Annotated in this window: 17 protein-coding genes and 1 tRNA gene; 3 read left to right on the top strand and 15 right to left on the bottom strand. The window is 66.1% G+C overall.

Annotated elements, in window-relative coordinates:
• Positions 1-25: 25 nt before the first annotated feature.
• The 13 genes from IHE57_RS04535 to smc all read right to left on the bottom strand — a co-directional run bounded on the left by IHE57_RS04535 (position 26) and on the right by smc (position 12,944).
• Positions 26-343 (bottom strand): DUF2469 domain-containing protein, encoded by a 318-nt coding sequence (locus tag IHE57_RS04535; RefSeq protein WP_209371142.1) that lies wholly within the window; start codon positions 341-343, stop codon positions 26-28.
• The gene (gene rnhB / locus IHE57_RS04540) at positions 340-1,071 is read right to left on the bottom strand and encodes a ribonuclease HII (protein ID WP_209371144.1); all 732 of its coding nucleotides are present in this window, start codon (positions 1,069-1,071) and stop codon (positions 340-342) included. Before rnhB ends, IHE57_RS04535 begins: the two co-directional genes overlap by 4 nt.
• On the bottom strand, positions 1,071-1,775 hold the full coding sequence (gene lepB / locus IHE57_RS04545; RefSeq protein ID WP_209323300.1) for a signal peptidase I: 705 nt from the start codon (positions 1,773-1,775) through the stop codon (positions 1,071-1,073). Before lepB (IHE57_RS04545) ends, rnhB begins: the two co-directional genes overlap by 1 nt.
• 141 nt (positions 1,776-1,916) lie before the next feature.
• Positions 1,917-2,540, bottom strand: a complete 624-nt coding sequence (gene lepB, locus IHE57_RS04550; RefSeq protein WP_209371153.1) for a signal peptidase I — start codon at positions 2,538-2,540, stop codon at positions 1,917-1,919.
• A 31-nt stretch (positions 2,541-2,571) separates the two neighbouring features.
• Positions 2,572-2,913, bottom strand: coding sequence for a 50S ribosomal protein L19 (rplS, locus tag IHE57_RS04555; RefSeq protein WP_209323302.1), 342 nt, complete (start codon positions 2,911-2,913; stop codon positions 2,572-2,574).
• A gap of 188 nt (positions 2,914-3,101) precedes the next feature.
• A complete protein-coding gene (trmD, locus tag IHE57_RS04560; protein WP_209371328.1) occupies positions 3,102-3,866 on the bottom strand; it encodes a tRNA (guanosine(37)-N1)-methyltransferase TrmD in 765 nt (254 codons plus the stop codon).
• 53 nt (positions 3,867-3,919) lie between these two features.
• Positions 3,920-4,420 carry a ribosome maturation factor RimM gene (rimM, locus tag IHE57_RS04565; RefSeq protein WP_209371155.1) on the bottom strand — a complete coding sequence of 167 codons (501 nt, stop codon included), beginning with the start codon at positions 4,418-4,420 and terminating at the stop codon, positions 3,920-3,922.
• A 178-nt stretch (positions 4,421-4,598) separates the two neighbouring features.
• Entirely contained in the window at positions 4,599-4,829 is a 231-nt protein-coding gene (locus tag IHE57_RS04570; RefSeq protein WP_025777320.1) for an RNA-binding protein, read from the bottom strand.
• A 1-nt stretch (position 4,830) separates the two neighbouring features.
• Positions 4,831-5,253, bottom strand: a complete 423-nt coding sequence (gene rpsP / locus IHE57_RS04575; protein WP_209371156.1) for a 30S ribosomal protein S16 — start codon at positions 5,251-5,253, stop codon at positions 4,831-4,833.
• Positions 5,254-5,435: 182 nt separating this feature from the next.
• Positions 5,436-7,046 carry a signal recognition particle protein gene (gene ffh / locus IHE57_RS04580; RefSeq protein WP_209371158.1) on the bottom strand — a complete coding sequence of 537 codons (1,611 nt, stop codon included), beginning with the start codon at positions 7,044-7,046 and terminating at the stop codon, positions 5,436-5,438.
• Positions 7,047-7,428: 382 nt separating this feature from the next.
• Entirely contained in the window at positions 7,429-8,571 is a 1,143-nt protein-coding gene (gene ftsY / locus IHE57_RS04585) for a signal recognition particle-docking protein FtsY (protein ID WP_209371160.1), read from the bottom strand.
• Between the two features lie 161 nt (positions 8,572-8,732).
• A complete protein-coding gene (locus IHE57_RS04590) occupies positions 8,733-9,134 on the bottom strand; it encodes a hypothetical protein (protein WP_209371162.1) in 402 nt (133 codons plus the stop codon).
• Positions 9,135-9,353: 219 nt separating this feature from the next.
• Positions 9,354-12,944 (bottom strand): chromosome segregation protein SMC, encoded by a 3,591-nt coding sequence (gene smc, locus IHE57_RS04595; RefSeq protein ID WP_209371164.1) that lies wholly within the window; start codon positions 12,942-12,944, stop codon positions 9,354-9,356.
• 86 nt (positions 12,945-13,030) lie between these two features.
• Between smc and IHE57_RS04600 the strand changes: the two genes are divergently transcribed.
• The 3 genes from IHE57_RS04600 (at position 13,031) to IHE57_RS04610 (ending at position 15,776) form a co-directional block, all read left to right on the top strand.
• Positions 13,031-13,103 (top strand) — tRNA-Asn (locus IHE57_RS04600).
• 281 nt (positions 13,104-13,384) lie between these two features.
• Positions 13,385-15,196: a BCCT family transporter gene (locus IHE57_RS04605; RefSeq protein WP_253719908.1), complete on the top strand. Its 1,812-nt coding sequence runs from the start codon at positions 13,385-13,387 to the stop codon at positions 15,194-15,196.
• Between the two features lie 82 nt (positions 15,197-15,278).
• The gene (locus IHE57_RS04610; RefSeq protein WP_209371166.1) at positions 15,279-15,776 is read left to right on the top strand and encodes a hypothetical protein; all 498 of its coding nucleotides are present in this window, start codon (positions 15,279-15,281) and stop codon (positions 15,774-15,776) included.
• 246 nt (positions 15,777-16,022) lie between these two features.
• Here the strand turns inward: IHE57_RS04610 and mutM are convergent, their stop codons facing one another.
• Both mutM and rnc read right to left on the bottom strand, forming a co-directional pair.
• Positions 16,023-16,961 (bottom strand): bifunctional DNA-formamidopyrimidine glycosylase/DNA-(apurinic or apyrimidinic site) lyase, encoded by a 939-nt coding sequence (gene mutM / locus IHE57_RS04615; RefSeq protein WP_209371168.1) that lies wholly within the window; start codon positions 16,959-16,961, stop codon positions 16,023-16,025.
• A gap of 33 nt (positions 16,962-16,994) precedes the next feature.
• On the bottom strand, positions 16,995-17,702 hold the full coding sequence (gene rnc / locus IHE57_RS04620) for a ribonuclease III (protein WP_209371170.1): 708 nt from the start codon (positions 17,700-17,702) through the stop codon (positions 16,995-16,997).
• Position 17,703 lies beyond the last annotated feature (1 nt).

Consider the following 17,703-nt stretch of genomic DNA (forward strand, 5'->3'; position numbering starts at 1 on the left):
ACCGGCTCACCCGGCCGAGGCTCGGTCAGCCGCGGATCGCGGTCGGCGGCTCGAGATCGGATTTGGCGATCTCCTCGATGTTGACGTCCTTGAAGGTCAGCACGTGCACGGTCTTGATGAATCGTGCCGAACGGTAGCTGTCCCAGACCCAGGCATCGCGCAGGGTCAGTTCGAAGTAAACGTCGCCGGCGTCGTTGTGGGCCTTGAGATCGACGTGGTTGGCGAGGTAGAAGCGTCGTTCGGTCTCGACGACATAGGCGAAGAGACCGACGACATCACGGTATTCCTTGTACAGCTGGAGCTCGAGCTCAGCTTCGTAGTCGTCCAGATCATCGGCGCTCATGATACGCCCTCCTTCGCTTCTGAAACCGCTTGCAAGCGGAAGCTTCTCCGGTGGTGGATGCTGAGACCGAAGTCGACGATGCCCTGCCGGTGCTTCGCCGTCCCATATCCGACGTTCGATTCCCAACCATAGTGGGGATGGTCCGTCGCGAGTGCGATCATCGCCTCGTCGCGTCGGACTTTCGCGACGATGCTCGCCGCAGCGATCGTGGGCACGCACCCGTCTCCCTTGATGACGGTGCGCACCGGCGGCAGCTCCAGTTCGGCGCAGTCGCCGAATATCCCCAGGCAGTCGAGGGTGAGTGGGGCCGAGAGCCAATCGTGTCTGCCGTCGAGGAGGACCATCGTGCGTTCGGGGAGAACCGGCGTCGGCCCCAGATCCGTGAGCACCTCGAGCATGGCGCGCCGTCCGGCGAGGTTGAGCGCCATGGTCATGCCGATGTCATCGAGTTCGCCCGGGCTCGTCGACCCCACCGCCGCAGCCGTCGCCCAGGTCCGCACTCGGTCTGTGGCCTCCTGCCTGGTGCGTGCGCTCAGCTGCTTCGAGTCATGGATTCCGTCGGGCACCTCGGCGGCGGTGAGCGTGCGGAGATCGAAGACCGCGACGCCTACGCTGACGGGGCCGGCCAGTGCGCCGCGGCCCACCTCGTCGACGCCGATGACGAAATCGAAGCCTTCGCTCAGCAGTCCGCGTTCGACGCTGAGGTCGGTCAGTCCTCGTGCCCCCATCAGTCCCCGGTGATTCCTGCCGATGCCGGCACTTCGGCGAACACGTCTTCGGGGGTGCTCACCCAGCTGAAGTGCTTGAACGGCCAGTTGATGAGGAACACGGTGCCCACCACGTCGTCCTGCGAGACGAAGGGATCGGAGTCCATGTGGTAGCGGGAGTCGGCGGAGTTGCTGCGATTGTCGCCCATCACCCAGTAGTGGCCCTCGGGCACGGTGACCTCGAAATCGACCTCCGAAGGGGCGGTCCCCTCGTCGAGGTAGGTTTCGTCGATGGATTCGCCGTTGACCATGAGACGTCCCTGGGAATCGCAGCATTCTATGGTGTCGCCGCCGACGCCGATGACGCGTTTGATGAGCTGTTTCCCGGCGTCCGAGGGCGCCAGGCCGATGAACTCGAGGATCGGGTTGGGCGTGTACTGAGAGGTCTCGGCAGCCGAGAGCCAGTGATCGGGATCATCGAAGACGATGATGTCGCCGCGATCGGCAGGTCCGAAGCGCGGGGCGAGTTGGTTGACGAGCACGCGGTCATCGACCTGCAGGGTGGTCATCATGGATTCCGAGGGAATGTAGAACGAGCGGACGACCCACGTCTTCAGCGCGGTGGAGATGAGCAGGGCGATGACGATGATCGCCAGGGTCTCGAGCAGCCCGCGAGCGAAGCGCTTCGAGGCTGGGGGCGGGGACGCTTCGGATTCGCTTGACATTCATTCGCTTTCACATCGGACCACGGTTTCCGCTGGGGACTGAAATGAGCGTACCAGCACGACACTGCTTCGGCGCTCAGCCTGCGCGGGGTTCCGTGCGAACGCTCAGCCGGTGTGTTTTCCGCCTCGCCGAGGCGGGGCTCAGTCGACCGAGGAGCCGTGCCCGATCACGGGCCCGATGACCCGATCGGTGGGGATGAATCCGCCGCCGGGACGGCCCAGCAGGGAACGCGAGTCGGCGGAGTCGCTGCGGTTGTCGCCCATCACCCACATGGTGTCGGCGGGGACTGCGACGGAGAATTCGACCGCCGAGGCGGGGTTCGGGGCATAGTCCTCGTCCAGGGGCTCGCCGTTGAGCAGGAGGCGGCCCTTCGCATCGCAGCACTGGAGGGTGTCGCCGCCGAGGGCGATCACGCGTTTGACGTAGTAGACGTCGCGGGGGCCGAGTCCGACCCAGGAGCCGACCTTCTGCAGCGGGGTCGGCAGCGCGTCGTCGACGAAGGAGCCGCGCCCGTCGAAGACGACGATGTCGCCGCGTTGGATGTCACCGCTCAGCGCATCCGGCCGCCACACCGTGATCGAGTCATCGACTTCGAGGGTCGGCTGCATCGATGCGCTGGGAATGGTGAAGCGCTGGATGACGAAACCGCGGATCGCCCCGCCGAGGACGACGATGACGACCGCGATGATCCCGACCGTCTTCCAGAACCGGGCCGAAGACAGAAGACGCGACCCGAAGGTCGCGTCTTCATGTCTGTTCGGCACGGTGTGATCGTCTCCCACGGTGCCGGCCAAATCAGGCCTTTTCGCGGATGCGAGCAGCCTTGCCGCGCAGTTCGCGCAGGTAGTAGAGCTTCGCGCGACGGACGTCGCCGCGGGCGAGCACCTCGATCTTGTCGACGTTGGGCGAGTGCACCGGGAAGGTGCGCTCCACACCGACGCCGAAGCTGATCTTACGGACGGTGAAGGTCTCGCGGACTCCGTCGCCCTGGCGGCGGATGACGATTCCCTTGAAGACCTGGATACGCGAGCGCGAGCCCTCGATCACCTTGACGTGAACGTTGAGGGTGTCGCCGGCGCGGAATTCGGGAACGTCGGACTTCAGCGAGGCTGCATCAACAACATCGAGCTTCTGCATTGTGGTTTCTCCTGTGGCCCCAGCTTCAGGTCGAGGACACGCATATCGGACCGGTGTACCGGTGACTGGATCGTCTGTCGGGATCTCTCCCCGGAGACCGTCGGTTCGGATCCGGCGGTCCGCTGTGGGCACTCATCCCCCTGAAGCAGGTGAGGGCCAACAAACGCGACGGTTCATTCTGCCACGTTTCAGCGCTGGGACTCAAACCGCTCCAGCGCGGTCAGGTCCTCCTCACTCAGGTCCGCGAGCCGAGCGAGCAGATCCGGTCTGACCTCGGCCGTGCGTTCGAGACGTCGGTCACGTCGCCACCTGGCGATCGCTGCGTGGTTGCCGCTGAGCAGGATCTCGGGCACCTCACGTCCGCGCCAGTTCGACGGTTTCGTATAGATCGGATACTCGAGCAGACCGTCTTCGTGGCTCTCCTCGGTCAGGGACTCGGGATTGCCGATGACCCCGGGGATGAGGCGGCTGATGGCTTCGATCATCACCATCGAGGCGACCTCTCCGCCGTTGAGGACATAGTCGCCGATGCTCATGGGCCGCAGTTCGAAGTGCTCTGCGGCCCAATCGATGACTCTCTGGTCGATGCCCTCGTAGCGGCCGCAGGCGAACACCAGATGGTCGACGCCGGCGAGGTCCTCAGCGATGCGCTGGTCGAACACGGCGCCGGCGGGGCTGGGAACGATGAGCGTCGGCTTGGCGGAGCCACCGCCGTGCCCGGCACGATCGGCGAGGACGTGTTCGAGCGCCAGCGCCCAGGGCTCGGCCTTCATGACCATGCCGGCTCCCCCTCCGTAGGGTGAGTCGTCGACAGTGCTGTGCCGGTCGAAGGTGAAGTCACGGAGGTCGTGGACGTTGAGCCTCAGCTGCCCGCGGTCGACGGCCTTGCCGATGAGGGACAGCTGCAGTCCGGCGAGGTACTCGGGGAAGATCGAGACGACGTCGATCGCCATCTGCGGGACCGTCGCCTCGGTGGGGGCGGGATTCGGTTCGCTCATCGGACTCATCATTCGGCGTCGAAGAGGCCGGCGGGCGGGGTGACTTCGAGGCGCCCGGCTTCGATGTCGACCTCGGGCACGATCGCGGTGACGAACGGGATGAGCACCACATGCCCGAGCGTGTGCTTCATGTGCAGCAGGTCCTGGGCGATGCCGTTGGTGACGTCGACGATCTCTCCGACGATCTCGTCGTTCTCATAGACCTTGAGTCCGATGAGGTCGTCGAGGTACCAGGCGTCGGAGTCCTCATCCTCCTCGTCTTGTTCGGCGAGGATGAGGGTGTTGCGGATCTCCTCGGCGCGGTTGCGGTCGGGGACCTCGTCGAAGGCCAGGAGCAGGCGATCGCGGTGCCACCTCGCCGACTTCAGCGTCAGCGGTCCGATATCGGGATCGGTGGCGAAGCTCGCTCCGGGAGTCAGCCGGTCCTCAGGTCGGTCGGTGCGCACCTCGACGGTGAACTCGCCCTTGATTCCGTGCGGCTTGCCCAGCCGGGCGATCACCGTGTCCATACTGCTCCTCGAAGATTGCTGTCGATGTCTGTCCGGCCGACCATGCGCATCGGTGACTGCACTTGCGGTCAGTCGGCCGACCGCCGTGTTCTGGCTCCAGTGTAGTCGGCGACCGGTGCGTGAATGCACGAGAGGGGATGCAGCGCATATGCACTGCATCCCCTCTCGGATGTTCGGATTACGCCTCGATGAGGTCCACTCGCACCGACTCACGGCCGGCCAGCGAGTTCATCACGGTGCGCAGGGCCTTGGCGGTCCTGCCTGCACGGCCGATGACCCGGCCGAGATCGTCGGGGTGAACCCGGACCTCGAGGGTCGTGCCGCGCTGCGAAGAACGCGAACGAACGGAGACGTCGTCGGGATGATCGACGATTCCGCGGACCAGATGTTCGAGCGAATCAGGCAACATCTCAGGCTTCAGCACTTTCTTCCGCAGCCTCGGGTGCGGCTTCCTCGGCAGGAGCCTCGGACTTGCCGCCCTTCTGGGTGATGGCTTCCTTGATCACCGAGTCGGCGTTGGGAGCCACATAGGCTTCCTTCTCCTGCTGCGGCTTGACGGTGTTGACCGCTTCGCCCTCGCCGGTGAACTTCTGCCAGTCACCGGTGAGCTTGAGCAGTGCACGCACCTGATCAGTGGGCTGGGCGCCCACCGAGAGCCAGTACTGGGCGCGCTCGGAGTCGATCTCCACGACCGAGGGCTCGCGCGTCGGGTGGTAGATGCCGATCTGCTCTTTTGCCTTGCCGTCACGACGCGTGCGCGAATCCATGACGACGACGCGGTAGAAGGGTGCACGGATCTTGCCCATGCGGGTCAGACGAATTTTGACTGCCACTTTAGTGGTGTCTCCTTTTGTGTTCTGTGTGCACAGCTGATCCAGAAGAATCGTGGGGTTGACCTGCTGGAAGCCGCGGCTCGGACTATCGCCTCGGTGCGGTTGAGAGGGCCCGGACCGAGAGCAAAAGTACAAGAGTCAATTGTGCCAGAAGCCTCTACTTCTTGCCACCTGGGAAGACTCTACTTCTTTCCACCTGGGAAGATTCCGCCGAAGCCCTTCGGCAGGTTCGCCGGATCGAATTCCTCGTCCTTGTCCAGATCGACGCCGCCGAAGGCCGAGCCGACCGGGTCCTTGGTCTTGCCGGCCTTCCTGTCGGCCAGCTCCTGCGCCTCCTGCGCACGCTTGGCCGGGTTGCCGGACTGGCCGCCCTTGCGGCCCTTCTTCTTCCCTGCCGCCTTCTTCTTGCGATTTCCGGCGCCACCGGCCGCGCCGCCCATTCCGGGCATCTGGGGCATGCCGCCGCCACCGGGCATTCCCGGCATTCCGCCGCCGCGAGTCATCGATCGCATCATCTTCTGCGCCTGCGTGAAGCGCTCCATGAGCTGGTTGACCGCGGCGACGGTGGTGCCGGCGCCCTTGGCGATGCGGGCGCGGCGGGAGCCGTTGAGGATCTTCGGATTCGACCGCTCGGTCGGTGTCATCGATCTCACAATCGCTTCGACCCGGTCGACCTCACGTTCGTCGAAGTTCGCCAGCTGCTCCTTGTACTGGCTCATCCCGGGCATCATGCCCAGCATCTTCTTCATCGAGCCCATCTTCTTCAGGCCCGCCATCTGCGTGAGGAAGTCGTTGAGGTCGAAGTCTTCGCCGGCTTCGACCTTCTTCTTGAGCTTCTCGGTCTCCTTCTCGTCGAAGTTCTTCTCGGCCTGCTCGATGAGCGTCATGATGTCGCCCATGTCGAGGATCCGGTCAGCCATCCGATCGGGGTGGAACTGCTCGAAGTCCTTCATCGACTCGCCGGTCGAGGCGAACATGATCGGCTTGCCGGTCACCTCGGCGACGGACAGCGCGGCACCGCCGCGGGAGTCGCCGTCGAGCTTCGAGAGCACGACACCGGTGAAGTCGACGCCGTCGAGGAACGCCTCGGCTGTCCTCACCGCGTCCTGACCGATCATCGCGTCGATGACGAAGAGGACCTCGTCGGGGCTGACGGCCGAGCGGATGTCGGCGGCCTGCTGCATGAGCTCCTCGTCGATGCCGAGGCGTCCGGCGGTGTCGACGATGACGACATCGTGGAGCTTCGACTTCGCGACCTCGATCGAGTCGGTGGCGACCTGGATCGGATCGCCGACTCCATTGCCCGGCTCGGGAGCGTAGACGACGGCTCCGGCGCGTTCGCCGACGATCTGGAGCTGGTTGACGGCGTTGGGTCGCTGCAGATCGGCGGCGACGAGCATCGGACGGTGGCCCTCGGACTTCAGCCAGTGGGCGAGCTTGCCGGCCAGCGTGGTCTTGCCGGCGCCCTGGAGTCCGGCGAGCATGATGACCGTCGGCGGACGCTTGGCGAAGTTCAGTCGCCGGGTCTGACCGCCGAGGATGCCCACGAGCTCGTCATTGACGATCTTGACGACCTGCTGGCCGGGGTTGAGCGCGCCCGAGACCTCCTCGGACAGGGCGCGTTCGCGGATCCGGCCGGTGAAGGCACGCACGACAGGCAGCGCGACGTCGGCATCGAGCAGGGCTCGCCGGATCTCACGGATGGTGGCATCGACGTCCGCTTCGGACAGCCGGCCCTTCCCGCGCAGATTCTTGAAAGTCGCGGTGAGCCTGTCGGACAGGGAATTAAACACGTACAAGCCTTCTTCACGATGGTTCGGTCGACTCTCTAGACTAGCAACTCACCCGTGCCCGGCTGAAACCGCAGCCGCTGGGAATGCCCCGTGAGATCCCTCGCCGAGGTGAGATCCCTCGCCGAGGCGGCCGGGACCCGATTGCCGGACCCGCTGAGGCGGCGGAGCCCTCGAGGCTCTGCCGCAGAAGAGCATCTGTCACCGCCGCTCTCATACCCACGTGCTGCAGCGGGAGGGCGTGAGAGCAGCGGTGACAGATGCTTTGCCAACGGTAGGAGATGCCGCGGAGTGTAGGAGATGCCGCGATCCGGGAGCAGCGCGGCGACGGTTCAGCGACGACTTCCGCGCCGGGACGTCAGTCGAGCAGTGCGTCGGCGGCGGTTCAGTCGAGCAGGGCGTCGACGAAGCCCTCGGCGGTGAAGGGGGCGAGGTCGTCGGCGCCCTCTCCCAGTCCGATGAGCTTGACCGGCACCCCGAGTTCGCGCTGGACGGCGACGACGATGCCGCCCTTGGCCGTGCCGTCGAGCTTCGTGAGCACGATGCCGGTGATGTCGACCGCCTCGGCGAAGACCTTCGCCTGCTGCATGCCGTTCTGCCCGGTAGTCGCGTCGAGGACGAGGAGCACCTCGTCGATCTCGTGGCCCTCCCCCAGCGGGCGGGTGGCCACGCGCTTGACCTTGCCGAGCTCGTCCATGAGGCCGACCTTGTTCTGGAGGCGTCCGGCCGTGTCGATGAGGACGACATCGGCTCCGTCGGCCTGTCCCTTCTCGACCGCCGAATAGGCCACCGAGGCGGGATCGGCGCCTTCGTCCTTGCGCACGGTTTCGACGCCGACGCGTTCACCCCAAGTGGCCAGCTGTTCGGCGGCAGCGGCACGGAAGGTGTCCGCGGCGCCCAGCAGCACGGTCTTGTCCTCGGCGACCAGCACGCGGGCGATCTTGCCCACGGTCGTCGTCTTCCCGGAGCCGTTGACTCCGACGACGAGGATGACCGCGGGATCGTCTCCGGCGCCGGTGTCGGCCAGGGACCGGTCCATGGTCGGATCGACGAGGGTGACGAGCTCTTCGCGCAGCAGTCCGCGCACCTCGTCGGGGTCTCTGGTGCCGAGCACTTTGACACGTTCGCGCAGACGGTCGACGAGTTCCGTGGTCGGTTCGACACCGACGTCGGCGAGGATGAGCGTGTCCTCGATCTCCTCCCACGCCGATTCGTCGAGGTTGTCCCGCGACAGGAGGTTGAGCAGTCCGCGCCCGAGCCCGGAGTTCGACTTCGCGAGCCGTTCGCGCAGACGCACGAGGCGGCTGGCCGGCTCCGTGGGCACTTCGGAGCCGCGGGCCTCGGCCTTCTCCTTCTCGACCGCCTCGGCGACCTCGTCGATGCTCAGCTCGCCGGTGACGTCAGCATCGATGCTGTGCTTGTCGCGCAGTCCCTTCTTCTGTGCGTTGACGCGCAGGGTGATGCCCAGCGCGACGACGAGAATGAAGACGATGGTCGCGACGATGAGCAGGATGATCGGCTGATCCATTGTTCTTCCGCCTCCTTTGAGCACCTCCGGGCGGGCCGGCGGCACTCGAGTCCCCGGATTCTGCCGGGCTCGTGTCTTCTTTTCGGTTCACACGCCGGAATCAGTCGGCGCGGTCCCCGCTGGGGTGGGCCCCGACCGTTCGGGACCCGGTTCGTCTCGGCTCAGGAGCCGCGGCTGCCGAAGAGCAGTCCGGCGGTGGTCCTCCATCCGGTTCCCGACTCCGGGATCTTCCAATGACGTGTGCGCGGACGCACGGTGATGAGTGAGGGGGCCGCATGGCGCCGTGGCTGCGGCCGGAGCACATAGGAGTGATCACGGATGGCGGTCACTGCTGCCTGCACCCTGGTCGCCAAGTGCGAAGTGCCGTCGTCGTGGCCGAAGAACTCGTGGACTTCGTCGTCGTATCCGGTCCATTCGGCAGGCAGGCGGAACCGCTGCACGTCCGAGGAGTACTTCAGTCGGCCTTCCGCGCGCAGGCCGGGCAGGGCCACGAGGAGGACGACGACGAGAGCCAGAGCGAAGGAGATCGCCAGTCCGACGATGATGACGAGTACCGCGTTCATGCCCTCGAGCCACCTCGCAGATCAGCAGCCTCGGCCATGGACGTCCCGCTCCTCACATTCGTCGAATACCTGTCTCCTCAGGCAAGTCTATATTCCCTGCCCACGACAATTGTGCTTCGGGGCCGCATGGCGGTTGGAGAATTCCCTGGGACTGTTCTGGGCATCGCCGACGAACCGGCCTGCGACCGAGGCCGCACGGGCCCGATCGGTGCGGCGGGCTCACGGGATGCGCTGCGATATGACCTTCGACACCCCGTCTCCGTGCATCGTCACGCCGTAGAGCGCATCGGCGATCTCCATCGTCCGCTTCTGGTGGGTGATGACGATGAGCTGGGAGGAGTTCTGCAGCTCCGTGAACACGGTGAGCAGGCGTGAGAGGTTGAGGTCGTCGAGAGCCGCCTCGACCTCGTCCATGACGTAGAACGGGCTCGGTCGGGCCTTGAAGATCGCCACCAGCATGGCCACGGCCACGAGTGACCGCTCCCCGCCGGAGAGGAGGGAGAGGCGCTTGACCTTCTTGCCTGCCGGCCGGGCATGGACATCGACGCCGGTGGTGAGCATGTCATCGGGGTCGGTGAGGCTGAGCGCGCCCTCGCCGCCCGGGAAGAGTCGGGAGAAGATGTCCTCGAACTCCCTTGCCGTGTCCGCATAGGCTTCGGCGAAGACGCGTTCGACGTGACGGTCGACCTCCTCGACGAGCTGCATGAGGTCCTTGCGCGAGGCTTCGATGTCGGCGATCTGCTTCTCGAGGAACTGGTGGCGTTCCTTCAGCGCCTCGTACTCCTCGAGCGCGAGCGGATTGACCGTGCCGATGCGCTTGAGGGAGGCGGCAGCCTGCTTCTGCCGCTTCTCGACCTCGGAGCGCACATAGGGGCGGTCCTCGACACCCTCTTCGAACGAGGGAACGGGCAGGTGGGGACCGAATTCGTCGATGAGCCTCTCGATGCCCAGCCCCGTCTCCTCCTGCGAGCGATGGGCGATCTCCTCGAGCTTGAGCCGGAACCGCTCCTTGGCCAGCTCCGCCTCGGCCGCGGCGTCCTTGAGCTTCTGCAACTCTGTCCGTGTTGTGCCCAGCTCCTTGCCGAGGCGGTTCTTCTCCTCCCGCAGTCCCCCGCGCTCGTCGACGAGGACCTGGATCGTCTCGGCCAGTTCGGCGACCGTGGCCTGGGCGAGCGCGACGGCCTCGGAGGCGGTGTCGGCGATGAGACGCGCGGAGGCGGCCGCACGCTGCTTCTTCGCGATCGCGCGCTGCGTCTGCTCCCGCGCGGCCTCTTCGGCCTTCGCCGCGCGCAGCAGGGAGTCGACCCGGTCGGTCAGGAACCGGGCCCGGTCGGTCGCTGATTTGTGGCTGATGCGGGCCTCGACGAGGGCCTCGGAGGACTGGGAGACCTGGGCACTGAGTTCGTCCCGGTGCGAGGTGTCGACGACTTCGTCGACTTCGGCGGCGCCGGCCAGGGCCGCCTGCGCGGCCTCGGCCTCGCGTTCGGCCGCCTCGAGACGGGACTGAAGTTCCGTCGCGTTGTCCTCGGCCCGCTGCAGCCGCGTGCGGGAGACGTCGATCTCGCCGGTGATGCGCGAGACCTCCTCGGCGGCTGCCATGATCTTCGCATCCGAGGAGTGGAGGGCGTCGAGTGCGGTCGCCGCCTCCTCGCGGGCGGCGGTCAGCCGCGGTTCGAGAGCGCCGAGCGCGGATTCGATGGCCTCGGCCCGGCTCTCGAGTTCGGCGATTGCTGTCTGCGTGTCCTCGAGCGCGGTCTGTGAGGCCAGGCGTGTGCCCGAGGCGGTGCGGACCCGGCTGATACGGGTCGTCGAGAGCACTTCGCCGTGGACGGTGACGGCAGTGAGTTCGGGGCGTGCTTCGGTCAGTGCGATCCCCGTCCGGGCATCGGGGACGCAGACCACCGAGCGCAGGGCCTCGTCGAGCAGGGCGCGCAGCTCGGGAACGTCGCTGCCGACGAGCTCGCTGAGCCATCGCAGCGGACCGGCATCCGCGTCGGCCCCGGGCAGAGATGCCGGGTCCGGCAGTGCGGGCGCGACGTTGCCGCCCTTGCCCGCTACAGCCTGAGCGCCCGCCCCGCCGGTCGCAGAGCCGACAGCAGCGCCGGTCGGGATCGTCAGGGACACGTTCGTGTCCTCGCCGAGGTGGTCGAGCACGCTGAGTGCGACCTCACCGCTGTCGACGATGACGCCGGAGACCGTGGTCGACAGTGCCGCTGCCGCAGCCATCTCGTAGCCGGTGGTCACGCTCAGCCGTTCGGTCACGGCCGAGCCGACTCCGGGCAGGCCCGCGTTGACGATGTCCTCGAGGTCGGCTTCGAGTGCGGTGCCCATGGTCAGGGCTTCGGCTCGGGCCCTGGCCGAGGACAGTTCGGTCGCCGTCTGCGCCAGCTGTTCCTGCAGCTCGGTGCGTTCGGCCTCACACTTCTCCTGCGCTTCTTTGGCCTTCTCATAGGCGGAGTCGAGTTCGGTCTCCCCGGCTTCGACGTCCTCGACCCCGGTCTCTGCCTGCTCGAGTTCGGCGCTGCGTTCGGCGATGCGAGCCTGCACGGTTTCGATCTCGGTGCGATTGGCCTCGATCCGCGTCTTCAGGTCGGTGATCCTCTCGGCGGCCTGGGTCTGCTTCGACTGCAGGGCCGACCGGTTCTTCACTGCCTCGGTGATGGCGACCTGTGCGGCCTTGACCTCGTCCTCCGCGATGCGCAGCGCCCGCGTCAGCTCTTCCTTCCGCTCCTGGCTGGCTTCGAGCGCGGCGGTCGTGTCGGTCACGGTCGCCTCGGCGTCGGCGAGCTCGTCCTTGAAGTGTCCGGCTTGCGCGCGCAGCTCGTCGGGCGATTTGGATTCGCGGCGGCCCAGGCTCGTGACCTCGGACAGCAGGTGGGAGCGTTTGTCCTCGGCTCGCTGGGTCAGCCCCTGGGCGCGCACGATCTGGGTCTGCGTCCGCGATTCGGCGGTCCGCTGGGCTTCGAGTTCGGCGTCGAGACCGGACAGCCGGGTCTCGATCTCGGCCAGTCTCGCCTCGGCGCGGGTGCGGCGATGGTCGAGGTCGGCGATGCGGTCGCCGTGGCCCTCGTCCTCACTTGTCTGGGCCAGGGAGGACTGCATGCGCACGGCGTCGTCGGCGAGCAGCCGCGCGGTCGCGTCGCGGAGCGTGGCCTGGACGGTCGCGGCCTTCGCCGCCGCTTCGGCCTGGCGCCCCAGCGGCCCGAGCTGCCGGTTGAGTTCGCCTCTCAGGTCGGTCAGGCGGTCGAGGTTCGTCTGCAGCCCGGTGAGTTTGCGCACCGCCTTGTCCTTGCGCCTGCGGTGTTTGAGCACCCCGGCGGCCTCCTCGATGAAGCTGCGGCGCTCGAGCGGGTCGGCGTGGAGGATCGCGTCGAGGCGGCCCTGCCCGACGATGACGTGCATCTCCTTGCCGAGCCCGGAGTCGTTGAGCAGCTCCTGGATGTCCAGCAGTCTGGCGGGCGCCCCGTTGACGGCGTATTCGGAACCGCCCGTGCGGAACAGGGTCCTTGAGATCGTCACCTCGGTGTAGTCGACGGGGATGGCCCCGTCGGAATTGTCGATGGTCAGACTCACCTCGGCGCGGCCCAGCGCCTGCCTCTTCGAAGTGCCGGCGAAGATGACATCGTCCATCTTCCCGCCGCGCAGGTTCTTCGCCCCCTGTTCGCCCATCACCCAGGACAGGGCGTCGACGACATTGGACTTGCCCGATCCATTGGGTCCGACGACGCAGGTGATGCCCGGCTCGAATCTGAGAGTCGTCGCCGAGGCAAAGGACTTGAATCCCCGCAGTGTCAGGCTTTTGAGATGCATATTGGCACCCAGCATATCCGTCGAGTCGGCGAGTCCCGGAATATTTTGATAGAGTTTCTCCTCGTGCGCAGGCGACTGCGCCGTTTTCCTCCGTAGCTCAGTTGGCAGAGCATTCGACTGTTAATCGAAGGGTCGCTGGTTCGAGCCCAGCCGGGGGAGCTGAATGGGCCCTGTCGTGCGCGACGGGGCCCTGTCTTTCTCGCCGCCCGCATCCCGCGGTAGAGCACGGTGCAGGCGAGTGATGCCGGTCCGCGACCATGCGATTCCCGCCTTCGCGACCCGATGTCTGCAAAGATCATAAGCGAGAGGCGTTCGAGTGCATTCCGCTCGGATCGTTTCGGCGCCAGTCCGATGCCGTCCATTCAAGGAAGGAACGCCGAGGAGGAAGCCCGCCCTCATCCGCATCACCGAGGACCCGCTCCCGATCGGCCAGATCGAGTATGAGCAGTGAACACAGCAAGACTCAGGAACTGATCCACCATCTGAAGAATCCGACGACCAAGCTCAGACCCTTCAAACGTGAGGGACTGGACAAGATCGTCTTCTTCGCCGCCGGCATCCTCGCCGTCGCCTTCGTCGTATGGGGCTTCGTCTCCCCCAACAGCCTCGGCTCGGTGGCGGGCACGCTGCTGGCCGGCGTGATGGACAACTTCGGATGGCTCTTCGTCATCGCCGCCACGATCTTCACGATCTTCGTCATCGTCATCGCCGTCAGCCGTTTCGGACGGATCCCGCTGGGCCGCGACGATGAGAAGCCGGAGTTCAAGACCTCCTCGTGGATCGCGATGATGTTCGCCACGGGCATGGGCATCGGGCTCGTGTTCTCCGCAGTCGGAGAGCCCCTGTTCTTCTACATGTCCCCTCCCCCGAACACGGTCGACGGCTCCTCCGCCGAGGCGATGGGCACCTCCATGGGCACGACGCTGTTCCACTGGACGCTCTACCCGTGGGCGATGTACGCGATCGTCGGCCTCGGCGTGGCCTATGGTTCGTTCCGTCTGGGCCGCTCGCAGCTGTTCTCGTCGATGTTCACTCCGCTGTTCGGCGAACGCGCCGTCAACGGCTTCGGCGGCAAGGTCATCAATATCCTCGCGATCCTCGCGACCCTGTTCGGTTCGGCCTGTTCGCTGGGTCTGGGCGCAATCCAGATCGGCGGCGGCATCGAGTCCGCGGGCATCATGGCCGATGTCTCCTCGCCGGTGCTCGTCATCATCATCGCCATCCTCACCGCTGCCTTCGTCGCCTCGGCCGTGTCCGGAGTGGAGAAGGGCATCCAGTGGCTGTCGAACATCAACATGGTGCTCGCCGTCATCGTCGCTCTCATCGTCTTCATCGGCGGACCGACGCTGTTCATCCTCAACGTCATCCCCTCCTCGGTGGGTTCGTTCATCCAGGACCTGCCGCAGCTGGCCTCGCGGACCGCGGCCGACGGCCAGGGCGTCAATGACTGGCTGTCGTCCTGGACGGTCTTCTACTGGGCCTGGTGGGTGTCATGGTCGCCCTTCGTCGGTCTGTTCATCGCCCGCATCTCCCGTGGTCGCACGGTGCGCCAGTTCGTCACCGGTGTGCTCATCGTCCCCTCCGTCGTCTCGACCATCTGGTTCGCGATCTTCGGGGGCGGCGCCATCGGCATCCAGGAGCGCGCCGAACGCGGCGAGGGCACCGTCAAGGCTCTGGCCAAGGTCGTCGACGGCGAACCCGACATCAACATGGACACGATCCTCTTCGACCTGCTCGATGCCCTTCCCCTGCCGAACCTCATTGCGATCATCCTCATGATCGTCACGGTCGTCCTCATCGCGATCTTCTTCGTCACCGGTGCGGACTCGGCCTCGATCGTCATGGGCACTCTGAGCGCCAACGGCATGCAGGAGCCCGGCAAGGGGCTCGTGATCTTCTGGGGAACAGCGACCGGTGCCGTCGCCGCGGTCATGCTGTTGGCAGGCGGCTCCGACCCCGCCGAGGCGCTCGACGGGCTGAAGAACATCACGATCGTGTCCGCCCTGCCCTTCGTCATCGTCATGCTCCTGCTCTGCGTGGCGGTGTGGAAGGACCTGTCGCGGGACCCGCTCGTCATCCAGGAGCAGCTGGCCAACCATGTCCTCGAGCAGACGGTGGCCACGGCCGTCGACGCCTACGACGGCGAGCTCTTCAGCCTCGAAACCTCTGAGCTGCCCGTCGAGGAAGACCCCGACACCGAGGCGGACGGGGCGGACGCGACTTCCGCCGACAAGGGCACCAGCGAGAAGTGACAGAAGGCACGGGGGCACGGTCGAGCCTGGCCTGCGCGAACCCGGTCCGCATCGATCCGTACGGAGAGCAGAGTGTCATCGGATGAACACGATCATCAGGCGTGAGGGAAGGGTCTCCGTCGTCGTCGGCTGGATGCTCGTCGTCATGGCGTTCCTGGCACTGGTCACGTTCATCGTCTTGGCGATCGTCATCGATGCGATGTTCCTGATCTTCCTCTTCGCTCCGGTCCTCCTGCTGCTCGGAGCGGGTGTGAATTTCTGGATCGGGTCTCGGGCTCGCTTGGAGATCACGCCCGATTCGTTCATCTGGTGCAGCTTCGTCGGACGTGCTCGCAGCATTGCGTGGCAGGACCTCGACCGCGTCCTCGTCCCGACGCCGGGGTCCCGTCCGAGACTTGTGGCGGCTGCCCGGTTGAAGGACGGATCCATCGTGGAGATCGATGCTGTGTGGAGCTCACCGACGTCCCCCGCGAACCTCCTCGGCACTCCTGATCACTCGCCAGCGCAGAGAGCCCTCATCGACGGGCACCGAGCATATCTGGCCGGGGCTTCTGCGAACCCGGGCTCCCACGGGTCCTGACTGCTCGGTCCGATGGATTGACCGCGCGGTAGCTTGCCGGCGCGGTCGGTTGCGGCGCAGGGCTGCCGACGCAGTGTGGCACGAACAGTGACTGATGCGCTGGCAACTGTAGGAGGTGCGGCCAGCCGTGGGAGGTGCTGCTGAGCGTGGTCGATGCGCAGCGAGAGCTGCCGACATCAGGGATCAGCCCCCGAAGTGCGCGCCCCCGATGGTTCTGGCGGGAATCCCTGCGTGGGTCTGATGGGACTAGCGGTACCGCGGCGGCTTCTGGCACACGGGGCAGAAGTGGCTGCTGCGACCGCCGACCGTCAGACGCTGGATCTCGGTTCCGCAGCGCACGCATTCCTGACCGCCGCGTCCGTAGACGAGCAGTGCCCGGTCGAAGTAGCCGGACTCCCCGTTGACGTTCACATAGAGGGAGTCGAAGCTCGTGCCGCCCACCGCAAGGGCATCGCTCATCACGGCCGTCGCCGATTCGAGCACGGCCGCCAGCCGTGATTTCAGCGTCCGAGCGGGATTGGCCAAAGGGTGCACGCCGGCGCGGAACAGCGCCTCATCGGCATAGATGTTGCCGATCCCGCTGACCAGCGTCTGATCGAGCAGGGCTGATTTGATCGCAGTGCGCTTCTGCGACAGCGCGGTGATCGTCAGGCCGGGTTCGAACTCCGGCTCCAGAGGGTCGGCGGCGATGTGATTCGCCGAGGCCGGGACGAGGCGACCGAATGCGTGGACGAGCGGCTGCACGCCGAGGTGGCCGAAGATCCGCTGATCGACGAAGCGCAGTTCAGTGGGTCCGCTCCCTTCCGGCACGTCACTGCCCCGCTCCAGCCGGAGGATGGCTCGCGTGTGGCGGTGGATCGGATCGTCCGCGCGGTGGATGCGCAGCTGACCGCTCATCCCCAGATGGATGAGCAGGCTGAGCTCGGGCGGTGGCGAAGGCTCGTCCGGAAGCCCGCCTTCCTGCCCGAGGCTGAGCCACATGAACTTCCCCCGCCGCTCGGCACCGATGATCCGGCGTCCCGTCACCGCGGTGGTGAAGCCGTCGACGGCGGCAGGGTCGATGCTCCGGGCCGACGTTGTGCCCAGTATTCGGGAGTCGAGCACCTCGACGTCGGTGATGGTCGCTCCGGCAGTCCACTCGTGGACGCCCACGCGGACGCTTTCGACCTCGGGAAGTTCAGGCATCTGGCCACCTGCTCACCAGCAATGAGAACACTCTCAGCGTCGGTAGTCCGGGTAGATCGTGCGGATGGCCTTGACGGCGACTTCCGCGGCGGCAGCCTCGGCCGCCTTCTTCGAGGAACCGTCACCGGAGCCCCAGCTGTTGACGCCGAGCATCGCAGTGGCGGTGAAGACCATCGCGTGATCGGGACCCGCCGAGGTGATCTCATAGCTCACGGCACCGAGGTCGAGGTCGGCCGCGGCCTCCTGCAGGGTGGTCTTGAAGTCCATCCCCGCGCCGAGGTTGACCGCATCGTCGAGCATGCCGTCGATGAGGCGGTGGACGAAGGAGAAGGCCGCCTCCCGTCCGAGGGAGACGAAGGTGGCACCGATGAGAGCTTCGACGGTGTCGGCGAGGATCGAGTCCTTGTTCCGGCCCCCGGTCAGCTCTTCGCCCTTGCCCAGCAGAATGTGCTCGCCGATGCCGTACCGGCGGGCGATCGCTGCCAGAGCACGCGTGTTGACCACGGCCGAACGCATCTTGGCCAGCTGGCCTTCCGGCAGATCCGGGTTGTCGTAGAACAGCGATTCGGTGGCCACGAGCCCGAGCACGGAGTCGCCGAGGAATTCGAGGCGCTCGTTGGTGGGGATCCCACCGGCCTCGAAGGCGAAGGAACGGTGTGTCAGCGCGAGACGAAAAGTCTCGGGATCGATATCGATCCCGAGACTCTTCTTCAGTTCTGCTGCTGTGGTGTCAGTTTCCACA

The sequence above is a fragment of the Brevibacterium renqingii genome, assembly GCF_017808105.1.
Classification (GTDB): domain Bacteria; phylum Actinomycetota; class Actinomycetes; order Actinomycetales; family Brevibacteriaceae; genus Brevibacterium; species Brevibacterium renqingii.